The organism is Mesorhizobium sp. C264A, from assembly GCF_040324515.1.
Classification (GTDB): domain Bacteria; phylum Pseudomonadota; class Alphaproteobacteria; order Rhizobiales; family Rhizobiaceae; genus Mesorhizobium.
Window position 1 is genome coordinate 1,908,752 of record NZ_JAMYVY010000001.1, and the last position, 20,774, is coordinate 1,929,525.

A 20,774-nucleotide genomic window follows, 5' to 3' on the forward strand; every position below is an offset into this window, starting at 1 on the left:
AGACTGCCGCCCGGCTTTCAAGCATTAGGCCGAGCGCGCCTTGGCGACGGCTTGTCTCAGTTCGGACACCGGCATGCCGCGCCGATACAAGTTGCCGCCGATGACCAGGGCTGGCGTGCCGCGCAGCTTGAACGCTGTCGCCTGGACTTCGGTGCGGACAAGGGCAGCGTCGATGTCGGGTTCACGGATGGCGAGGTCGGCACGCACCATCGCCACATCGACACCGACGGAAGAAAGGATGTCGTTGGTGCGGCGTTCCGAAAGGCCGCGCTGGTTGGTCATCAGCGCATCGACCGCCGCGCCATAGTGTTCGCCGCTCAGCAGCGTCACCCGCGCCGCGTCGCGCGACACGTCGCCGAAGATCGGCCAGTCCTTCATCACAAGCCGAACGCCGCTGTCCTCTTCCATCAACTTCTTCAGTTCGACGAAGACGAGCTTGCAGATCGGGCACTGATAGTCGACGAATTCGGCGATGGTGACGTCGCCATCGGGGTTGCCGAGCGCTGGAATGGCGGGATCGAAGGCGACTTCCGTGACGGTCGGCCCAGTGCTTGCCCAGGCGGGCAAGGGAGCCAAAACTGCGAGGCTTGCCGCGCCCTTCAGCAAAAGGCGCCGGTCGATCGGCTGCTTGAACATGGTTGTCCCCTGGTTGCGCGAACGGGTCCCCACCCGTCCCTACGATGCGCGCCCCGCGTTAAAGGAGGCTTAAGCATGATCATGTGGCACTTGCGTGGCGAATATTGCGGTTGCTGAAACCGTGAGGCTCCGCAAACCGTATGGTATGATGCGTCCCGGGACAGGTTTTGTTGGGGGACAATGGAGACAGGCCATGCGCCGCACCGCATTCGCAGTTGTTTCATTGCTGTTCGCGTTGTTCGTGTCGGCAGCCCTTGCCGGCGACGCCGAAGTCAAGGCCGGCCAGGCCGTCATCGATGGTCAGTTGAAGGCGCTCATCGCCAATGATGGCGCCAAGGCGTACAGTTTCGCCGCTCCAAATGTGAAGCGCATCTTTCCGACCGTCGACACCTTCATGAACATGGTGACCAACGGCTATCCGCCGGTGCGCCAGCCGCAGAGCTATTCCTTCGGCAAGGTCGAGCAGATGGGGCCAACTTCGCTAATCCAGCAAGTGCTGATCGTCGGACCCGACGGCAAGGACTATGAGGCGGTCTACACGCTGGAACAGCAGCCCGACGGCAGCTTTCAAATCACCGGCTGCAGCTTGCGCGCAGCGAATTCGCTCAGCACCTAGATGTGCTTATAGCACCGGAATATCGCCCCTCGCCCATCCCTCTGAAATGTCTGATGTGCGCGCCTCGAAGGCCTTTGCCTCGATCGCGGCGCGAACGTCCTGCATCAGCTTCTGATAGTAAGACAGGTTGTTCCAGGTCAGAAGCATCGCGCCCAGCGCCTCCTGCGAGCGCACGAGATGATGCAGATAGGCGCGTGAATAGTCGCGTGCCGCCGGGCAGTCACTCTCCTCGTCCAGCGGCCGCGGATCGTCCGCATGGCGGGCATTCCTGAGATTGACCTTGCCGCGCCTGGTATAGGCCAGGCCATGGCGGCCGGCGCGGGTCGGCATCACGCAGTCGAACATGTCGATGCCGCGCGCCACTGATTTCACGATGTCGTCCGGCGTGCCGACGCCCATGAGATATCGAGGCTTGTTGTCAGGCAATTCCGGACAGGTGATCTCCAGCATATCCAGCATCACCGCTTGCGGTTCGCCGACGGCCAGGCCGCCGACCGCATAGCCTTCAGCTCCATCGCGCTCAGCGCCTGCGCCGAACGCACCCTGAGAGCTGCGTTGTCGCCACCCTGGACGATGCCGAACATGGCCTTGCCGGGCTGGTCGCCGAACGCTGTCTTGCAGCGCTCGGCCCAGCGCAGCGACAGCTCCATCGCGCGCTCGATCTGCTTGAGGTCGGCCGGCAGCGCTGTGCATTCGTCGAGCTGCATCTGGATGTCGGAATCGAGCAGGCCCTGGATCTCGATCGAGCGCTCCGGCGACATCTCGTAGGCAGCGCCGTCAATGTGCGAGCGAAAGGTGACGCCCTTCTCGGTCAATTTTCTGAGCTTCGACAGCGACATGACCTGAAAACCCCCACTGTCGGTCAGGATCGGCTGTGGCCAGCGGGCGAACTCATGCAGGCCGCCAAGCCGCGCCACGCGCTCGGCGCCTGGCCGCAGCATAAGATGATAGGTATTGCCCAGAATGACGTCGGCGCCGACGCCGCGCACCTGGTCCATATACATGGCCTTGACCGTGCCGCCGGTGCCGACCGGCATGAAGGCTGGCGTGCGGATTTCGCCGCGCGGCATGTCGATGACACCGCGCCGCGCCTTGCCGTCGGTGGCGAGGATCTTGAAGGTGAATGTCTCAGCCATTGAATTCCTTGTCATGGACAGGCGCGCCTGGCGCCTGCCTGTCGAGCGACTGCCGGTATTGGATGCAGCCGCGCATGAATTTCGGCCATGGCGGCACAGCAATCGATGGATCGGTCTTTTCCGGCAGCAGGTCCCACAGGTTGGGATGATGCCAGCATAAATCATGGCCGGTAGAATCTCGGTGCTGGCGAATGCCGGCACGCAATTTCTTCACTTCAGCGATCAGGCTCTCGCGATCAAAGGCTTGCAGATCATCGTCCATCGCTCATCTCCGCTCGATAAAGCAGGCTTGCGTCTCCATAGGAGTAGAATCTGTAACGGTTCTCGATGGCATGAGCATAGGCCGCACGCATCGTATCTAGGCCGCTGAAGGCCGAAACCAGCATGAACAGCGTCGAACGCGGCAGATGAAAGTTCGTCATCAGCAGGTCGGCGGTCTTGAACCGATAGCCCGGCGTGATGAAGATGTCGGTCGGGCCGGACCAGGCGGTCAGCGAGCCATCAGGCCGTGCCGCGCTCTCCAGCAGGCGCAGCGAGGTCGTGCGACAGCGATGATACGCCCGCCCCGCGCCTTGGCGCCATTCAGAGCGTCGGCTGTTGCTTCGCTGACCGAGCCGGTCTCGGCATGCATCTTGTGGTCAGCGGTATCGTCCGCCTTGACCGGCAGGAAGGTGCCTGCACCGACATGCAAGGTGACGAAGCGGCGTTCGATGGCTTTAGCGTCGAGCGCCGCAAACAGCTCCGGCGTGAAATGCAGGCCTGCGGTGGGGGCAGCGACTGCGCCCTCCTCCTTGGCATAGATGGTCTGGTAATCCGTCAGGTCGCGCGCGTCGTCGTTGCGCTTGGAGGCGATATAGGGCGGCAGCGGGATGTGGCCGACGGCATGCAGCGCCTCGTCGAGAAACGGCCCCGACAGGTCGAAACCGAGCAGCACCTCGCCGGCATCGCCCTTCTCGATCACCGTGGCATCGAGCTGACCGAGGAAACAGGAATTGCCGTCATGGCCGAAATGGATGCGGTCGCCGGCGGCGATGCGCTTGCCCGGCCGCATGAAGGCCAGCCAGCGGTCCGGCGCCATGCGCATATGCAGCGTGGCGTCGACCTGCGCCTGCGCTTCGCCGCGCCGCCTTATGCCTCTCAACTGGGCAGGAATGACCTTGGTGTCGTTGAAGACCAGCACGTCGCCGGCGTTGAGCAAGGACGGCAGGTCGCCAACCGCGCGGTCCGAAAGACCCTCGCCCGGCCTGACCACGAGCATTTTTGCGCTGTCGCGCGGCTCGGCCGGGCGCAGCGCGATGCGCTCCTCCGGCAGGTCGAAGTCGAAGAGATCGACGCGCATCAGTAGAGCCGGACGAGCAGTGCTCCGGCCAAGAGCAGCACCGCGCCGGCGATGCGGCCGAGCGAAATCTCGCGCACCGCCACGCCGAGGAAGCCGACCCGATCGATCAGCATGCCGGCCAGCAGCTGGCCGGCAACCAGGAACGCCATCAGCGCGGCTGCACCGATGCGCGGCGTAAGAATGGTCGACAGGGTGACATAGAAACCGCCGAGCATGCCGCCGGCGATGAACAGCCAAGGCGCAGGCGCCTTCCAGTCGAGCGAGATGTCCTGCAGCCGCACAACGGCAATGGAGATGATACCAAGCACGATCGCGCCCGACAGGAACGAAAACGCAGCAGCCGCGACCGGGAGCCCCAGGCCGCGCGCCAGCTGCGAGTTGATCGGCGCCTGGACGGCGATGAAGGCGCCTGACAGGATGCCGAGCAGCGACCAGACCACGCCCATCATCTTCGTTTGTCCTTACCTGACGTCGGCCGCGACCTTCAGCGACACGATCTTGTCGGGATCGACCACCGGCTCGCCGCGCTTGATCTTGTCGACATTGTCCATGCCTTCGATGACCTGGCCCCAGACCGTGTACTGGCGGTTGAGGAAAGCGGCATCGTCGAAGCAGATGAAGAACTGCGAATTGGCCGAGTTCGGGTTCTGCGAACGGGCCATCGAGCAGGTGCCGCGGCCATGGTTGGCGTTGGAGAACTCAGCCTTCAGGTCCGGCTTTTCCGAGCCGCCCATGCCCGCACGCGAAGGCGCGAAGGTCGGCTTCGACGAATTGCCGAACTTCACGTCGCCGGTCTGCGCCATGAAGCCTTCGATGACGCGGTGGAAAACCACGCCGTCATAGGCGCCTTCGCGGGCCAGTTCCTTGATCCGGGCGACGTGGCCCGGGGCCAGGTCGGGGAACAGTTCAATGACGACCTTGCCCTTGGTCGTTTCCAGGATGAGCGCGTTTTCGCGGTCCTTGATCTCAGCCATGTCGGATATCCTTTATCTCAGAAAACAGAATGATTTGAGAGGTTTACTTGTCGGCGGCGATGCGTACCTTGATCATGCGGTCGGGCTCACTGACCGTGCCATTGTCCGCCTCGTTGCCCTTCTTGATCTTGTCCACCAGCTCTATGCCGCTGACGACATTGCCGACGATGGTGTACTGGCCATCGAGGTTCGGCGCCGGCGCGAACATGATGAAGAACTGCGAATTGGCGGAGTTCGGGTCCTGCGAACGGGCCATACCGAGCGTGCCGCGCTTGAAATGTTCGCTCTGCGAGAATTCCGCCGGCAGGTCGGGCAGGTCTGAACCGCCGGTGCCGACGGCCTCGGGGCTGAACCCCTTCTTCATGTTGCCGAACTTGACGTCGCCGGTCTGCGCCATAAAGCCGTTGATGACGCGGTGGAATGCGACATCGTTATAAGCGCCTTCGCGCACCAGCTTCTTGATCTGGGCGACATGCTTGGGTGCCAGGTCTGGGCGTAGCGCGACGGTGACGTCGCCGTTCTTCAAGGTGATGACCATGGTGTTTTCCGGTTCGGCGGCGAAGGCCGAAACGGATGCGGTCACGAGACCGGCAAGCACGACGAGGAACGAGGCGAGCTTTTTCAGCTGCATAAGGGATCTCCGAAGGTCTTTGTTAGGGTGCATGTCGTTGCCCCAAAACCGGCATCCACTTTTGGGCGACATGCACTATTTCGCGAATTTGGCGGTGAGCGCGCCGGCAACGGCGGCCGGTACGAAGGGACGGATGTCTCCGCCCATCGAGGCTATCTGGCGCACAAGTGTGGCGGTAATGGTGCGTACCGATGGGCTGGCGGGCAGAAAAACCGTCTGCAGTTCCGGCGCCATGGTCTCGTTCATGCCGGCCATCTGCATCTCGTAATCGAGATCGGTGCCGTCGCGCAGGCCGCGGATCATGATCGAGGCGCCATGCTTGCGGGCCGCGTCGATGACCAGCCCGTCAAAGGCGACGACCTTGATACGGTCGCCGTCGCGGCCAAATTCGGCCTTGGTCGCGGCCTCGATCAGCTTCACCCGTTCGTCGAAGGAAAACAGCGGCGTCTTGCCGGGGTGGGTGCCGATCGCCGCATAAACCGTGTCGGCGACAGCCAGCGATGCCTTCAGCACATCGAGATGGCCGTTGGTCAGCGGGTCGAAGGAGCCGGCATAAAGGGCGATGCGATCGGTCATGGGAGGTGCTTCTAGCGGGGCATTGGGCGGAAGGCAAATGCGATTGGGAACATCTGCGTGAACCTTTTCGCAGACATGAACGACAGATGAATGCCTTGATCACGAAGACTTCACGCCGCGTTCGCTAGTTTGCACTTCGGAAGATGAAACCAAAACCCGATCTAACCGTTGGATAGGCGCAGGAGAACACGCACATGCTGATCTACATGCTCGCCACCGCAATGACCGTCGCCATGCTGATCGCCACCGCATTCGGATTGCATAGCGAGGCAGAGCGCGTCCGTGTCCGGACAAAGCGGTTCGAAGGTTTCGGCGCTCGCTGGCCCCACCGTCACCCCTGATTTATTGCTAGTTTCTTGTTTGCGCCGGCCCATCGGGCCGGCGTTGTTGGTCAAAACCTATTCGGCGCTGTCCGGTACGGCATCTCCGGCGCCGGCCTCAATGACACTCTCTTCGACATCCTCGTCGGCCTGCGGCTCCGAGATCCGTTCGACCGAAACCACCTTTTCGCCTTCGGCGGTGTTGAAGATGGTCACGCCCTTGGTGGCGCGGCTGGCGAAACGGATACCGTTGACCGGCACCCGGATGACCGTGCCGCCGTCCGAAACCAGCATGATCTGGTCGTCATTGCCGACCGGGAAAGTCGCCACCAGCTGGCCGATCTCGGCCACCTTCGACACGTCGGTGGCGCGGATGCCCTTGCCGCCGCGTCCGGTCAGGCGGAAATCGTAGGATGACGAGCGCTTGCCGTAGCCATATTCCGTCACCGTCAGCACAAATTGCTCATGCGCCTTGAGCTCTTCGTAACGGCTGTCGGAAAGCTCGGTCTCCTCGCCAATCTCCTCATTGGTGAGTGCAATCTCTTCTTCCTCGCCGGTCACCTCGGCGGCAAGCCGCCGCTCCAGGGCTGCCCGCTTGAGGTAGGCGGAGCGTTCCGCCGGTGAAGCATCGACATGCTCGATCACCGACATGGAGATGATGCGGTCGGTCTCGGCCATGCTTATGCCGCGCACGCCGACCGAATTGCGGCTCTGGAAGACGCGCACATCGCCAACGCGGAAGCGGATGCACTGGCCGGAGCTGGCGGTCAAAAGCACATCGTCATTGTCTGTGCAGGTCTCGACGCCGAGGATCTCGTCGCCCTCCTCCTCCAGCTTCATGGCGATCTTGCCGTTGCGGTTGACCTGGACGAATTCGGACAGCTTGTTGCGGCGCACGGTGCCGCGCGTGGTGGCGAACATGACGTCGAGTTCGCCCCAGCTGGTCTCGTCCTCGGGCAGCGGCATGATGGTGGTGATGCGCTCGCCCTGCTCCAGCGGCAGCATGTTGATCAGCGCCTTGCCGCGCGACTGCGGATTGCCGATTGGCAGCCGCCAGACCTTTTCCTTGTAGACGATGCCGCGCGAGGAGAAGAACAGCACCGGCGTATGCGTGTTGGCCACAAACAGCCGGGTGACGAAATCCTCTTCCTTGGTCGACATGCCGGAGCGGCCCTTGCCGCCGCGGCGTTGCGCCCGGTAGAGCGACAGCGGCACGCGCTTGATGTAGCCGGAATGGCTGACGGTGACGACCATGTCCTCGCGCTGGATCAGGTCCTCGTCTTCCATGTCGGCGCCGCCGTCGGTGAGCTCGGTGCGGCGCGGCGTGCCGAACTCGTCGCGCACGGCGGCAAGCTCGTCCTTGACGATCTGCTGGATGCGGGCGCGGGACGACAGAATGTCGAGGTAATCCTTGATCTCGTCGCCGATGGTGTTCAGCTCGTCGGCGATTTCGTCACGGCCGAGCGCGGTCAGGCGCTGCAGGCGCAGTTCGAGGATTGCGCGCGCCTGTTCCTCGGAGAGGTTGTAGGTGCCATCCTCATTGATGCGATGGCGCGGATCGTCGATAAGCAGAATCAATGACTCGACGTCCCCGGAGGGCCAGCGTCGCTCCATCAACTGCTCGCGCGCCGTCTGCGGATCGGGCGCGGTGCGGATCAGCTTGATCACTTCGTCGATGTTGGCGACGGCGATGGCGAGGCCGACCAGCACGTGGGCGCGGTCGCGCGCCTTGCGCAGCAGGAATTTCGTGCGCCGGCTAATCACCTCTTCGCGGAAGCTGACAAACGCCTTCAGCATGTCGGTCAGGTTCATCACTTCCGGCTTGCCGCCGTTCAGCGCCACCATATTGGCGCCGAAGGAGGTCTGCAGCGGCGTGAACCGGTAAAGCTGGTTGAGAATGACGTCGGCGACAGCGTCGCGCTTCAGCTCGATGACGACGCGGTAGCCCTGGCGGTCGCTTTCGTCGCGAATGTCGGAAATGCCTTCGATGCGCTTGTCGCGCACCAGCTCGGCCATTTTCTCGATCATCGAGGCCTTGTTCACCTGGTACGGGACTTCCGTGATGATGATCGATTCACGGTCGTTTCCGCGCTGTTCGACATTGACCTTGCCGCGCATGACGATGGAGCCACGGCCAGTCGCATAGGCGCTGTAGATGCCGGAACGGCCGAGCACGATGCCGCCGGTCGGGAAATCGGGACCCGGAATGATCTCCATCAGCGCCGGCGCATCGATCGCCGGATTGTCGATGATGGCGATGGCGCCGTTGCAGATCTCGGCCAGATTGTGCGGCGGGATGTTGGTGGCCATGCCGACGGCGATGCCGCCGGAACCGTTGACCAGAAGATTGGGGAAGCGGGCCGGCAGCACCTTCGGTTCGGTGTCGGATGCGTCATAAGTCTCCTGGAAATCGACGGTTTCCTTGTCGATGTCCTCCAAGAGTTCATGCGCGACCTTGGTCAGCCGCGATTCGGTGTAGCGCATCGCCGCCGGCGGATCGCCGTCGATGGAGCCGAAATTACCCTGCCCGTCGATCAGCGGAACGCGCAGCGACCAGTCCTGCGCCATGCGCACCAAGGCGTCGTAGATCGAGGCGTCGCCATGCGGATGGTATTTACCCATCACGTCGGCGACCGGGCGGGCCGACTTCACATATTTGCGGTTCCAGTGGTAACCGCTCTCATGCGCCGCATAGAGAATGCGGCGGTGAACCGGCTTCAGGCCGTCGCGTACATCGGGCAGCGCACGGCTGACGATGACGCTCATGGCGTAAGAGAGGTAGGAGCTCTGCATCTCCTCGATGATGGAGATGGGCTCGATGCCGGTAGGGCCGCCGTCGGCGCCGCGCGGGGGTTTTTGGTCGGTCAAATCGGATCACAATCTAATCAGGAATCACTGACCGCTTATATAGGAAGCACGGCCGAAACTCCAATATTCGTGGTGCTTTTCCAATGAGGATTTCAGTGGCAAATTCAAATGGATACCTCTGATTGCGACGATTTGGCCATAACGCATTCGCCGCCGCCAGCGGCAAAAGCCTGCGAAGGACAGTTTTCCAAGCCAAGAGCTTATCTGGAGGCAGACAGACGCGTCAGCGGGTAGCCACCCGCCCGGCGCGATAGTGGCCAGGCGTTTCGCCCATGACGCGCCGGAAACGGCGGTTGAACGTCGACAAATCGTTGAAACCGGCCTCGAAGGCGATTGCCGAGATGGCATCGCCTGACATGCGTAGCCGCACCGCCGCGCGGTGCAGCCGGGTTCTCAGCAGAAACTGATAGGGCGTCATGCCGGCGACCCGCCGGAATGTGCGCAGGAAATGATACGGGCTGGTCGCCGTCGCGCCGGCAAGCTCGGTGAGCGAGACCGGCCGGTCGGCATTGAGCTCGATCTGCCGCACCGCCTCGGCAACCCGTTTCTGGTCGCGGCGGCTCGGCGGTCGAACGCCAGGCACCGCATCGCTGGCGACGGGCAGTGCTGCGCCGGCAACTGCCAGTACTGCGCCCGCAATTCGCAGGCCAAGCTCCTCGAAGGCGTCGATATCGGCCGTCTCCCGCGCCGCTTCGGCCTCGGCCAGCAGCGATGCGAGCGACGGCAAGGGCGGCAGATGCGGCACGCCGAAGGCGAGCTTGCTCGCGCCGGGCACGTCGCTGGCGATGCGGTCGAGATAGGCCGGAGCGAAGTGGAAGGACAGGCAACGGTCGCCGGCGCCATGCTCATGCCCGCATTCATAGCAGGCGCCGACATTGCCGAGCAGGATCGCGCCCGGCGCCAGCATGGCGGCGCCCTGGCTGGTGCGGTAGCGGAAGGTGCCGCTGGTGACAGCGGCAACGCAGAAGGTGTCGTGCGCCTCCTCGAACGGGCGGTCGCCGGCGCCAGCCGTGCACAGCACGTCGCAGACATGCCAGCCCTGCCCCGATGCCAGCTTTTGTTCGCTCGTCGTCATGGCTTGAAAGATAGCAATTTTTCCCAAGCGCGACACCCGGTCGGGGCCTATCGCTTGCAGCCTCCTGACACAACGAAGGCAGCAAGTATGATCGGTACATCCTCCTTTGCCGAAGCGCTCCACAGCGACGGCCCCAATCCCGGCCTGGCTGAAAAGCTGGATCTCTACGGCCGCTTCGTCGGCGCCTGGACATTCGATGCCACGCGCCATCTCGAGGACGGCACGGTTTTCACCGGACGCGGCGAGGTGCATTTCGGCTGGGTCCTGGAAGGCAGGGCGATCCAGGACGTATGGATCCTGCCCGCACGGGATGCCGGCCCCTCGCCCTCGCTCGGCAAATGGACTTTCTATGGCACAACGCTGCGGGCCTATGATCCCGGCTCGGATGCCTGGCACATCTTCTGGAGCGACCCGCGCAACCAATACTACAGCCGCCAGCTTGGTCGCGCCGAAGGGGACACGATTGTGCAGGTCGGCGCCGACGGCACTGGTTCCTCGGTTCGCTGGAGCTTTTCGCGCATCACCAAGGACGGCTTCCGCTGGCTCGGCGAGCGTTCGCACGACGATGGCAAGACATGGCGTCTCGAAGTCGAGTTCCTGGCGCGCCGCGTCGCCCAGGACTGATGACGCAACATATTGCAAAAAAGGTGAAAAAACATACTTGACCATGTCTCGATCGGTGTCCGCGACACCAACGTTTCGAAGCCCTTCTACGATGCCGCGCTAAAGCCGCTCGGTTATTCTTGCCTCGGCCAGTCGCCAGGCTCACTGGGTTATGGTGCGCAAGCCGTCGCGCTGTGGGTGAACGACGCGGAGCGGCCAGTGCCATCGGACGAGAAGTTCGGTCTGCATTTCTGCTTTAGCGCGCCGACGAGGCAGAGTGTCGTCGCCTTCCATGCCGCCGCCTTGCGTGCAGGCGGCAGCGACAATGGCGCGCCGGGCCTGCGCGCCGACTATGGCGAGGACTATTACGCTGCCTTCATCGTCGATCCCGACGGCTATCGCCTGGAGGCCTATTGCAACGCTGCCGCCTAACATAGCCGGCGTCTCCGGTATCGGCATCTCAGACGGTTCCCACCGGGCAGGCTTTGCTCTACCACTATCGTGGCGCAGGGGTCCGGCCCGGCGGGAGGGGTCAGCGATGCCGAGTTTCGACAGCCTGTTCAACGCCTTCGTCACCATTCTGGTGACCATCGACCCGCCAGGTCTCGCGCCGCTCTTCCTCGCGGTGACACGCGGCATGAACCGCGAGGAACGTCAGCAGGTTTCAGTGCGCGCCTCGATCATCGGCTTCCTGGTGATGGCGCTGTTTGCGGTGGCCGGCGCGTCCATCCTGTCGGTGTTCGGCATCACGCTGCCGGCTTTCCGCGTCGCCGGCGGGTTTTTGCTGTTCTTCATCGCGTTCGAAATGGTGTTCGAGCGCCGCCAGGACCGCAAGGAGAAGATCGGCGACGTCGCCATCACCAAGGACATGATCCACAACATCGCGGCCTTCCCGCTGGCGATCCCGCTGATCGCCGGCCCCGGTGCGATTTCGGCGACCGTGCTACTGTCGGGCTCGTTTCAGGGTTTTGCAGCACAAGCGGCGCTGGTCGGCATCATCTTCGTCTGCCTTGCCATCACCTATCTGGTGTTCGTGCTGTCGGAGCGCATCGACCGCATCCTCGGCCAGACCGGCCGCTCGATCCTGACCCGCCTGCTCGGCGTCATCCTTGCCGCGCTTGCGGTTCAGTTCGTCGCGGATGGCATCAAGGCGCTTATGGCGGGGTGAACGGCAGGCCCTGCTCCCTGCTCCCTGCTCCCTGCTCCCTACTCCACCGCCGTATCGACGACCTCGAAATCGTGGGTGATGACAGCCGTCTTGGCCAGCATGGCCGAGGCCGAGCAGTATTTCTCGATCGACAGGTTGATGGCGCGCTGGACCTTGTCGTGCGACACCGCGTGGCCCGTGACGATGAAATGCATGTGGATGCGGGTGAAGACTTTCGGGTCGGTTTCGGCTCGGTCGGCGTCGAGTTCGACAACACAGTCCTCGATCGCCTCGCGGCCTTTTTCGAGGATGTGGACGACATCATAGGCCGAGCAGCCGCCGGTGCCGATCAGCATCAGTTCCATCGGGCTCGGACCCGGCGTCTTGCCTTCCGGCCCGGAGCCGGTTCCCAGCACAACCTTGTGGCCGCTGCCGGACTCGCCGACGAAGGTGCGCTCCTCGACCCATTTGATCCGGGCTTTCACGGCAATCTTCCTTTCAGAAAGCGTCACTGGCCGGAGACGACCGTGTGCATGATCCGCCCCGGCAGCAGCGTGAACACGCCGGCGCCGATCAGGGCGAAAACATACAGCGATATCATGACCCTGCGATGTTTGGCGACCCGATGCATATGCGCGTGCCAGACCGCCAGCGGCACGGCGATCAACACTAAAATCGACAAGAGATGGATCGGGCTGAACGGACCGACGAGGCGTATCTGGTGGATCCAGAAACTGGAGACGGCGACGACCAGCATCAGCGCCGCCCACTATAGCCGACGACACGATGACGCGTCGTGCCTTTCGGCAGCGCCAGTTGCGTAGCGCCAATGGCCAGCGCGGCAAGGGCCGCGAAGGCGTGCCATGGAATGGGAGGGCGCGCCGATAGAAGCGGTCCGAGCGACATCGCGCCCTCTCCTCAGATATCGCTGACTACCGTCAGCTCAGAACGGGATTTCGTCGTCCAGTTCGCGCGACGAGCCGCCGCCACCGCCGCCCTTGGAACCGCCGCCACCGCTGTTGCCGCCGCGGTTGAAGCTCTCATTGGGGCCAGACTGGCCGAAATCCGAGCCACGGCTCGCGCCGCTGCCGCCGGCATAGTTGCCGACCTGACCGCCGCCCTCGCCGCGAGAATCGAGCATCTGCAGCTCGCCGCGGAATTTCTGCAACACGACTTCGGTCGTGTACTTGTCGGCGCCGGTCTGGTCCTGCCATTTGCGTGTCTGCAGCTGGCCTTCGACGTAAACCTTCATGCCCTTCTTCAGGTACTGCTCGGCGACCTTGGCGATCTGGTCATTGAAAATGACCACGTTGTGCCATTCGGTCTTTTCCTTGCGCTCGCCGGAATTCTTGTCGCGCCAGCTTTCCGACGTGGCGATGCGGATGTTGACGACTGGGTCACCAGAATTCAGGCGGCGGATTTCAGGGTCCGCGCCGAGGTTACCGACCAGAATGACCTTGTTGACGCTACCCGCCATGACACTTCTCCGCGCTCATCCGAAACAAATTTCAAGTCGTTCACCTTACAGGCCGCGGACAATCCTGGCTTGCCGCGGCTGGCTTTTCCCACAAGGTTTTTGTTCCCTTTTCGTTCCTATACTGTTAACCACGGATTGTCAAGGAATGGCAGCAATCGCCGACGCGGGCGCGTGGATTTAGCTGACACGCAGGGGCGAGAAGCGGTGTCGTCAGCGCCGTTTTTTCGCTGGTCGCAACGGACCGAAAAAGCCGCTCCACTCCATGCCCATGGCATGGGCGCGCTGTGCGATCACGGTTGGTGCCGACATCAGCCCGACTGCAGGTTCAGATTTCAGAGCCGGGTCATTCAGCAATTTCCCGATCGCGCGCCCGTGCCACCACACCTGAGCGACGAGCGCCGCTACCACCGCGATCAGGCCCCAGGTCCCCAATCCTTCGCCGAAGATGTAAATCCCGTATGGCGGCGATAGCGCCGTACCCAGCTTGGCCAACAAGATCACGGCCACGAAACCGATGACGGCGATCGCTCCTATACCGAGTACGAGGCGGCGATAGAGCCTCAGAGCCTCGTTGAGGTTCTCGGCGGACGAAAGATCGACGTTGGAATTCATAAATACTACTCCTGCCTCGCGATGATCGGCCCATCTTGTTCCCCACGGCTTAGAGGCCCGGCAGGATCCAATCAATACGCGGCATTCAAAAACACCCCTTGCCAAATCGATAAGTATCGACTTATGCTTTTGCCATGATCGAAGCAGAGATTTTTCGCGCCCTGGCCGACCCGACGCGACGCGCCGTCTACGAGCGGCTGACTTCCGGCGAGATGAGCGTGTCGGAGTTGCGCACCGGCATGAGCGTGTCGCAGCCGGCGGTGTCGCAGCACCTTGCCGTGCTGCGCGGCGCAGGCCTGGTCAGCGAAAGACGCGCCGGCCGCAACGCCTACTATCGCGCCGATCCGCAAGGGCTCGAGCCGCTGCTCGGCTGGATCGAACGCTACCGCGCATTCTGGCCGGAGCGCATCGAAAGACTGAAGGCCGTTTTGAAGGACATGGACCAATGACCGACGAAAAGCAGACGCAGACCGCCAAAGATGCCCTCGCCTTCGAATGCGATCTGCCGGACGCACCGGAAAAAGTGTGGCGGGCACTGACCGTGCCAGACCTCTTGGCGGAATGGATGATGCCGAACGACATCAAGCCGGAAACCGGCAGCCGCTTTGCCTTTGCCGGGCCTGAGAAGCCGATCGAGTGCGAAGTGCTCGATGCCGAACCGGGGCGCCTGCTGCGCTATTCCTGGCGCGAGCGTTCCGGCGACGCCGACCGCGAGGAGCTGGGGAGCATCGTCACCTTCACACTCGCCCGCACCGTTTCCGGCGGCACGCATCTGCGCATCGTCCATGACGGGTTTGTCCTGACGCCTGCGGTCGCGATGGCCGGCGCCGGCTGCCGGCTCTGGCTGCGCGCATACAAGCCCAAGCGGCCTGTCGCCGCCAACGCGCCACGCCTGTTGCTGCGCGCCGCCTGAACCGGAAAAATCAAAACGGAGACAATGAGATGAGCGGCTTTGCCAATCTGGTGCCGATGGTGATCGAGCAATCGAGCCGCGGCGAACGCGCCTTCGACATTTTCTCGCGGCTGCTGCGCGAGCGCATCATCTTCGTCAATGGCGAGATCAATGACGGCATGTCGGCGCTGGTCTGCGCCCAGCTCCTGTCGCTGGAATCGGACAATCCCGACAAGGAGATCTCGCTCTACATCAACTCGCCGGGCGGCGTGGTGACCAGCGGTTTCGCCATCTACGACACGATGCAATATGTCAGCTGCCCGGTGTCGACCGTGTGCATGGGCTTTGCCGCGTCGATGGCCTCCTTCCTGCTGATGGCGGGAACGCCGGGGCGGCGCATCGCGCTGCCCAATGCCAGCATCGTGCTGCATCAGCCTTTGGGCGGCTTCCAGGGCCAGGCCTCCGACATCCAGCGTCACGCCGAAGGCATTTTGCGCACCAAGCGGCACATGGCCGACCTCTACGCTCAACATTGCGGCCGCACCCACGAAGAGGTCGAACGCACGCTCGACCGCGATTTCTTCATGACCGCGAAGGAGGCCAAGGACTGGGGCCTCGTCGACCACGTCTTCGACACCCGCAAGCAGGCAGCGGCCTGATCGGCGGATTGAATGCAGGCCGGTGTTCCCTCAATTTCAACGCCGCTGGTCTGGCCTCGCCTTGAGCGCGGCACTATAGTCTTGCCATGCGCTACCACCTGAACAGACTGACCATAGCCATTGCCATCACGGCGGCGACATCGAGCATGGCCTTTGCCGGGGGCAGCACCAGCACGTCGCGGAAAGGCGCCCTGCCCGGCGTGACCGGCGACTACCGCATCGCCAAGCCCGCGCCGCAGCCGGAGCCGGACGACGCGCTGTCTGCCGGCGAGAACGGCACGTTCAAGATCGGCGACACCGATGTCAGGATTTCCGGCAGCATCACTGTCGATGTCGGCACGGGTGGGATCAAGCCGCCGCGCCGGTAGCCCCTTCTCCCAGCTACTATACGGGAGAGAAAGCCTGCGCCGACGACTTCCTCGCAAAAGAACAGCCCCGCCGTTGCTTCCGCTAACGGTCGGGGCTTTTTTTGGATTCCAAATCCAAACTGCCGGTAGTGTTATACCGACTTTGATTTCGGATGCTTCGCGGCATTCAGCCGACGATCCGACTAGCCGTCTCTGATTTTTGTGGGATTCGGCAGGTCACGGTTTGTCTGGTGGTTTGTTGGACTGACGCGATGCGTTCGTTTGGACGCATACACTCCAATGCCTTGAAACTACCTGGCACTTATGCCCGCCGCGGCTCCACTAGCAGGTGGAGCCTCAAGGGACTATCCGGTGGCGTCATGCTCCGCTCCTATGTCCGTTGCGACTGGTGTCAATCCGAAGCACAAATCGCAAAAACCTGCGGCGTCTCGCAGGCCGCTATGGGCGGCGAGGCCATCAAAGACGGCCGGCTCCGTTGACTCCGGCAGAGTGCGCCCCTGATTCGACGGCGTCAACCTTGAATAGCCGGTTACGGAAAATGTGATCGCCGGGAGCTTACGTCAGGGTCAGTTTCTGAAACACCCTTGTCAGTTTCTGCACAGCTATGTCAGGAGCGTGTTCGGTCTTTGTTCTTTCCGCTTGCCCGTTCGCGCGAAAGACGGTTAAACGGCTTTGGTCGAGAAGTGTGGCGTCTCTCGACGTGGCGGCAAAAATACCTATATAGGGAATGGCCGGGAAAACCCGCCGATCCCACTGACACCAGACCTGAGGCGGCGACCGGCGATGGCCGACCATAAATACCTTTCCATTCGCGGGGCACGCGAACACAACCTAAAGAATGTCGATCTCGACCTGCCGCGTGACAGCCTGATCGTCATGACCGGCCTGTCGGGCTCCGGCAAATCGTCGCTTGCTTTCGACACCATCTATGCCGAGGGCCAGCGCCGTTACGTCGAGAGCCTGTCGGCTTATGCGCGCCAGTTCCTCGAAATGATGCAGAAGCCGGATGTCGACCAGATCGACGGCCTGTCGCCGGCCATCTCGATCGAGCAGAAGACCACGTCGAAGAACCCGCGCTCGACAGTGGGCACCGTCACCGAGATCTACGACTATATGCGCCTGCTGTTTGCGCGCGTCGGCATCCCCTATTCGCCGGCCACCGGCCTGCCGATCGAGAGCCAGACGGTTTCGCAGATGGTCGACCGGGTGCTGGCGGTCGAGGAAGGCACGCGCCTTTTCCTGCTGGCGCCGATCGTGCGCGGCCGCAAGGGTGAGTATCGCAAGGAACTGCTGGAGCTGCAGAAGAAGGGCTTTCAGCGCGTCAAGGTCGATGGCGTCTTCTACGAGATCGCCGACGTGCCGGCGCTGGACAAGAAGTACAAGCACGACATCGACGTCGTCGTCGACCGCATCGTCGTGCGCGGCGACCTGGCGACACGGCTTGCCGATTCCATCGAAACGGCGCTCAAGCTGGCGGAAGGGCTGGCGGTGGCCGAGTTCGCCGACCGGCCGCTCGACGCCAGCCAGACCGGCGAGGACTCGGTCAACAAATCGAAGAACGAGACCCATGAGCGCATCCTGTTCTCGGAAAAATTCGCCTGCCCGGTTTCCGGCTTCACCATTCCGGAGATCGAGCCCAGGCTGTTCTCGTTCAACAACCCGTTCGGCGCCTGCCCGACCTGCGACGGCCTCGGCAATCAGCGCGCCATCGACGCCAGCCTGATCGTGCCGGACGAAAACGTCTCGCTGCGCGACGGCGCCGTCAGCCCGTGGGCGAAATCGACCTCGCCCTATTATGCGCAGACGCTGGAAGCGCTGGGCAAGGCATACGGCTTCAAGCTCGGCGACAAGTTCAAAGACCTGACCGAAGAGGCAAAGGATGCCGTCCTGCGTGGCACCGGCGAGCGCGAGGTCACCTTCCAGTATGATGACGGCCTGCGCTCCTACAAGACGACCAAGACGTTCGAGGGCGTCATTCCCAATCTCGAACGGCGCTGGAAGGAAACCGAATCCGCCTGGATGCGCGAGGAGATCGAGCGCTTCATGTCGGCGACGCCCTGCCCGGTCTGCAAGGGTTACCGGCTGAAGCCGGAAGCGCTGGCGGTCAAAATCGCCGGAAAACACATTGGCGAGGTCACCGAGCAGTCGATCCGCAACGCCGACAAATGGTTCACCGATCTGCCGGCGCAGCTCAATGACAAGCAGAACGAGATTGCTGTCAGGGTGCTCAAGGAGATCCGCGACCGGCTACGCTTCCTCAACGATGTCGGCCTCGACTATCTGACGCTGTCGCGCAATTCCGGCACGCTGTCGGGCGGCGAGAGCCAGCGCATTCGTCTGGCGTCGCAGATCGGCTCCGGCCTCACCGGCGTGCTCTATGTGCTGGACGAGCCGTCGATCGGCCTGCACCAACGCGACAATGCGCGCCTGCTCGACACGCTGAAGCATTTGCGCGACATCGGCAACACGGTGATCGTTGTCGAACATGACGAGGACGCCATCCTGCATGCCGACTATGTCGTCGACATGGGCCCGGCCGCCGGCATCCATGGCGGCGAGATCATCGCCCAGGGCACGCCGCAGCAGGTGATGGCCAATCCTAATTCGATCACCGGCAAATATCTGTCGGGCGCGCTCGAAGTCGCCACGCCCGGTGTCAGGCGCGAGGCCAAGAAAAACCGCCGGCTGAAGATCGTCGGCGCGCGCGGCAACAACCTCAAGAACGTCACTGCCGAAATCCCGCTCGGCACCTTCACCGCCGTCACCGGCGTGTCTGGCGGCGGCAAATCGACCTTCCTGATCGAGACGCTGTTCAAGGCGGCGTCGCGCCGCATCATGGGCTCGCGCGAGCATCCGGCCGATCACGACCGCATCGAGGGCCTCGAATTCCTCGACAAGGTCATCGACATCGACCAGTCGCCGATCGGCCGCACACCGCGTTCGAACCCGGCCACCTACACCGGCGCCTTCACACCGATCCGCGACTGGTTCGCCGGCCTGCCCGAAGCCAAGGCCCGCGGCTACCAGCCGGGGCGCTTCTCCTTCAACGTCAAGGGCGGCCGCTGCGAAGCCTGCCAGGGCGACGGCGTCATCAAGATCGAGATGCACTTCCTGCCCGACGTCTACGTCACCTGCGACGTCTGCCATGGCAAGCGCTACAACCGCGAGACGCTGGATGTCGTGTTCAAGGGCAAGTCGATCGCGGACGTCCTGGACATGACGGTCGAGGAAGGCGTCGATTTCTTTGCCGCCGTGCCCGGCGTGCGCGACAAGCTCGAGACGCTGAAGCAGGTCGGCCTCGGCTACATCCATATCGGCCAGCAGGCGACGACGCTGTCGGGCGGCGAGGCGCAGCGCATCAAGCTCGCCAAGGAATTGTCGCGCAAGGCAACCGGCAAGACGCTCTACATCCTCGACGAGCCGACCACCGGCCTGCACTTCCACGACGTCGCCAAGTTGCTGGAAGTGCTGCACGAGCTGGTCGACCAGGGCAACACGGTGGTGGTGATCGAGCACAATCTCGAGGTGATCAAGACCGCCGACTGGGTGCTCGACCTCGGCCCCGAAGGCGGCGATGGCGGCGGCGAGCTGGTGGCACAAGGCACACCGGAAGCGATCGTGCGCGAAAAGCGCAGCTACACCGGCCAGTTCCTGAAGGAACTGCTGGAGCGGCGGCCCGGAGGCAAGCGCGAAGCGGCGGAGTGATAGCCGCACCGGTTGGTTGCGTGGAAGAACCCCGGTGAGCTGTCTTGACACGTTTGCGAACACATCCCGTTTGCACTTCTATGCAGCAGCATGTCTGATAGCCTGATCTTGACTGTTGAATTGTCGGCCTGACTATTTGCAGTCGACATAGTCTTTGATTGTTGACAATTTCCAATCAAAAGCAAATTATCGCCTCTCAAACTGTAAATTGAACTGGTTTTCTGAAGAGGATCAGCTTGCGGATTTGACAAATGGCGGGAGGGGGAACCTATGGCCACGCTTTCACTTGAAAAAGTTAAGTCGCTTCTCAAAAACAAGCGAAAGTACCGCTGGGAGGCTGGCGAAACGAGTGTGAGCCATCTCGCCGAGCAGGCAGCGCCGGGCATGGCTCATTTCGGCATCGGCGCTTCGGCAGACGAACTGGCGGTCAACGAGACGATGGCCATGATGGCCGCCGCGGCGCCCTGCAGTCCTCCCAAAAGCCTCGACTGGCGAAACAAGGGCGGACAGAACTTCGTGACTGCGGTTCGAAACCAGCTCAACTGCGGTGCCTGCGTGGCGTTTTCCACTTGCGCGGCAATCGAAGCCAGAGATGCCGTCAAGAAAAAGACGCCAAATCCGCAATTGGACCTTTCCGAAGCGCACCTCTTCTTCTGCGGTTGCGGAAACTGCTGCTCGACCGGTTGGCAGCCTCCACAGGCAATGCTGTTTGCGACAAGCTTCGGGATAGGCATCGAAAGCGGCTTTCCCTACACACCGGCCAATCAACCGTGCAAACCCAAGATAAAGTCCGTGCTGAAGCTAAAAAGCTCGTCGATCGCGACATCTCCGATCGATCGGAAGTGCGCCTTGTTCCTGGGCGGTCCGGTCGTCGCCGCGATGAAGGTTTTCAGGGATTTTACCTACTACAAGGGCGGGGTCTACAAGCCGGTGTCCAACGAGTTGCTCGGTCTGCACGCCATCTGCGTCATCGGATATGACGATGTCGGCAAATACTGGATCATCAAGAACAGCTGGGGCACCGGGTGGGGATCAGGCGGCTTCGGACGTATCGCCTATGGAACCACTTGCGGGATCGACGGCCAATTCCCATTTTGGGTTCCAGAACTATGATGATAACGTTTCGGCAGCGAAGGAGTC

The 20,774-nt window shown here is 62.4% G+C and carries 22 protein-coding genes and 3 pseudogenes; 11 read left to right on the forward strand and 14 right to left on the reverse strand.

The features are described from left to right. Positions 1–24: 24 nt before the first annotated feature. Complete coding sequence (locus NKL04_RS09410) at positions 25–636, reverse strand: DsbA family protein (protein ID WP_023700783.1); 612 nt, start codon at positions 634–636, stop codon at positions 25–27. 193 nt (positions 637–829) lie between these two features. Here NKL04_RS09410 and NKL04_RS09415 point away from each other — a divergent pair, with 193 nt between their 5' ends. Further along, entirely contained in the window at positions 830–1,252 is a 423-nt protein-coding gene (locus NKL04_RS09415) for a DUF4864 domain-containing protein (RefSeq protein ID WP_023684643.1), read from the forward strand. Between the two features lie 6 nt (positions 1,253–1,258). On the opposite strand, the pseudogene tgt reads toward NKL04_RS09415, so the two are convergent. From tgt to coaD, 7 genes and pseudogenes are all read right to left on the reverse strand, one after another. After that, positions 1,259–2,388 (reverse strand): annotated as a pseudogene (tgt, locus tag NKL04_RS09420) (tRNA guanosine(34) transglycosylase Tgt). Further along, the gene (locus NKL04_RS09425) at positions 2,381–2,650 is read right to left on the reverse strand and encodes a hypothetical protein (protein ID WP_023684641.1); all 270 of its coding nucleotides are present in this window, start codon (positions 2,648–2,650) and stop codon (positions 2,381–2,383) included. The pseudogene tgt and the gene NKL04_RS09425 overlap by 8 nt, the downstream one beginning before the upstream one ends. After that, positions 2,640–3,727: pseudogene (gene queA / locus NKL04_RS09430) on the reverse strand (tRNA preQ1(34) S-adenosylmethionine ribosyltransferase-isomerase QueA). Before queA ends, NKL04_RS09425 begins: the two are co-directional and overlap by 11 nt. Next, positions 3,727–4,176, reverse strand: coding sequence for a DMT family transporter (locus NKL04_RS09435; RefSeq protein ID WP_023693398.1), 450 nt, complete (start codon positions 4,174–4,176; stop codon positions 3,727–3,729). The pseudogene queA and the gene NKL04_RS09435 overlap by 1 nt, the downstream one beginning before the upstream one ends. A 12-nt stretch (positions 4,177–4,188) precedes the next feature. Next, the gene (locus NKL04_RS09440) at positions 4,189–4,701 is read right to left on the reverse strand and encodes a peptidylprolyl isomerase (protein WP_023693397.1); all 513 of its coding nucleotides are present in this window, start codon (positions 4,699–4,701) and stop codon (positions 4,189–4,191) included. Positions 4,702–4,744: 43 nt separating this feature from the next. After that, positions 4,745–5,239 carry a peptidylprolyl isomerase gene (locus NKL04_RS09445; protein WP_245259922.1) on the reverse strand — a complete coding sequence of 165 codons (495 nt, stop codon included), beginning with the start codon at positions 5,237–5,239 and terminating at the stop codon, positions 4,745–4,747. A gap of 168 nt (positions 5,240–5,407) precedes the next feature. After that, a complete protein-coding gene (coaD, locus tag NKL04_RS09450; protein WP_023670954.1) occupies positions 5,408–5,908 on the reverse strand; it encodes a pantetheine-phosphate adenylyltransferase in 501 nt (166 codons plus the stop codon). A gap of 194 nt (positions 5,909–6,102) precedes the next feature. On the opposite strand from coaD, the gene NKL04_RS09455 reads away from it, so the two are divergent. Continuing rightward, a complete protein-coding gene (locus NKL04_RS09455) occupies positions 6,103–6,249 on the forward strand; it encodes a hypothetical protein (protein WP_023700785.1) in 147 nt (48 codons plus the stop codon). A 57-nt stretch (positions 6,250–6,306) separates the two neighbouring features. Here the strand turns inward: NKL04_RS09455 and gyrA are convergent, their stop codons facing one another. Together gyrA and NKL04_RS09465 are read right to left on the reverse strand one after the other, a co-directional pair. Next, on the reverse strand, positions 6,307–9,096 hold the full coding sequence (gene gyrA / locus NKL04_RS09460; protein ID WP_352723667.1) for a DNA gyrase subunit A: 2,790 nt from the start codon (positions 9,094–9,096) through the stop codon (positions 6,307–6,309). Positions 9,097–9,319: 223 nt separating this feature from the next. Further along, a complete protein-coding gene (locus NKL04_RS09465; RefSeq protein ID WP_023700786.1) occupies positions 9,320–10,171 on the reverse strand; it encodes a helix-turn-helix transcriptional regulator in 852 nt (283 codons plus the stop codon). 87 nt (positions 10,172–10,258) lie between these two features. Between NKL04_RS09465 and NKL04_RS09470 the strand changes: the two genes are divergently transcribed. The 3 genes from NKL04_RS09470 (at position 10,259) to NKL04_RS09480 (ending at position 11,942) form a co-directional block, all read left to right on the forward strand. Beyond that, positions 10,259–10,795 (forward strand): hypothetical protein, encoded by a 537-nt coding sequence (locus tag NKL04_RS09470; protein WP_023700787.1) that lies wholly within the window; start codon positions 10,259–10,261, stop codon positions 10,793–10,795. A 33-nt stretch (positions 10,796–10,828) separates the two neighbouring features. Beyond that, on the forward strand, positions 10,829–11,206 hold the full coding sequence (locus NKL04_RS09475; protein WP_023700788.1) for a VOC family protein: 378 nt from the start codon (positions 10,829–10,831) through the stop codon (positions 11,204–11,206). Positions 11,207–11,312: 106 nt separating this feature from the next. After that, positions 11,313–11,942, forward strand: a complete 630-nt coding sequence (locus NKL04_RS09480) for a MarC family protein (RefSeq protein ID WP_023670949.1) — start codon at positions 11,313–11,315, stop codon at positions 11,940–11,942. A 38-nt stretch (positions 11,943–11,980) separates the two neighbouring features. On the opposite strand, the gene NKL04_RS09485 is transcribed toward NKL04_RS09480, so the two are convergent. From NKL04_RS09485 to NKL04_RS09500, 4 genes and pseudogenes are all read right to left on the reverse strand, one after another. Further along, entirely contained in the window at positions 11,981–12,406 is a 426-nt protein-coding gene (locus NKL04_RS09485) for an OsmC family protein (protein ID WP_023700789.1), read from the reverse strand. A 23-nt stretch (positions 12,407–12,429) separates the two neighbouring features. Beyond that, positions 12,430–12,827, reverse strand: a pseudogene (locus NKL04_RS09490) (DUF2306 domain-containing protein). 37 nt (positions 12,828–12,864) lie between these two features. Beyond that, the gene (gene ssb, locus NKL04_RS09495; protein WP_023684633.1) at positions 12,865–13,398 is read right to left on the reverse strand and encodes a single-stranded DNA-binding protein; all 534 of its coding nucleotides are present in this window, start codon (positions 13,396–13,398) and stop codon (positions 12,865–12,867) included. A gap of 210 nt (positions 13,399–13,608) precedes the next feature. Continuing rightward, entirely contained in the window at positions 13,609–14,010 is a 402-nt protein-coding gene (locus tag NKL04_RS09500; RefSeq protein WP_023670945.1) for a hypothetical protein, read from the reverse strand. Between the two features lie 134 nt (positions 14,011–14,144). On the opposite strand from NKL04_RS09500, the gene NKL04_RS09505 reads away from it, so the two are divergent. The 6 genes from NKL04_RS09505 to NKL04_RS09530 all read left to right on the forward strand — a co-directional run bounded on the left by NKL04_RS09505 (position 14,145) and on the right by NKL04_RS09530 (position 20,747). Beyond that, positions 14,145–14,459 (forward strand): ArsR/SmtB family transcription factor, encoded by a 315-nt coding sequence (locus NKL04_RS09505; protein ID WP_023670944.1) that lies wholly within the window; start codon positions 14,145–14,147, stop codon positions 14,457–14,459. Further along, a complete protein-coding gene (locus NKL04_RS09510) occupies positions 14,456–14,923 on the forward strand; it encodes an SRPBCC family protein (RefSeq protein WP_023700790.1) in 468 nt (155 codons plus the stop codon). The genes NKL04_RS09505 and NKL04_RS09510 overlap by 4 nt, the downstream gene beginning before the upstream one ends. Positions 14,924–14,952: 29 nt before the next feature. Then, positions 14,953–15,561: an ATP-dependent Clp protease proteolytic subunit gene (locus tag NKL04_RS09515; RefSeq protein ID WP_023700791.1), complete on the forward strand. Its 609-nt coding sequence runs from the start codon at positions 14,953–14,955 to the stop codon at positions 15,559–15,561. Positions 15,562–15,707: 146 nt separating this feature from the next. Continuing rightward, positions 15,708–15,929: a hypothetical protein gene (locus NKL04_RS09520; protein ID WP_155923853.1), complete on the forward strand. Its 222-nt coding sequence runs from the start codon at positions 15,708–15,710 to the stop codon at positions 15,927–15,929. Between the two features lie 783 nt (positions 15,930–16,712). Next, the gene (uvrA, locus tag NKL04_RS09525) at positions 16,713–19,634 is read left to right on the forward strand and encodes an excinuclease ABC subunit UvrA (RefSeq protein WP_023700793.1); all 2,922 of its coding nucleotides are present in this window, start codon (positions 16,713–16,715) and stop codon (positions 19,632–19,634) included. Between the two features lie 270 nt (positions 19,635–19,904). Beyond that, positions 19,905–20,747 (forward strand): C1 family peptidase, encoded by an 843-nt coding sequence (locus NKL04_RS09530; protein ID WP_023700794.1) that lies wholly within the window; start codon positions 19,905–19,907, stop codon positions 20,745–20,747. The last annotated feature ends 27 nt before the right edge of the window (positions 20,748–20,774 follow it).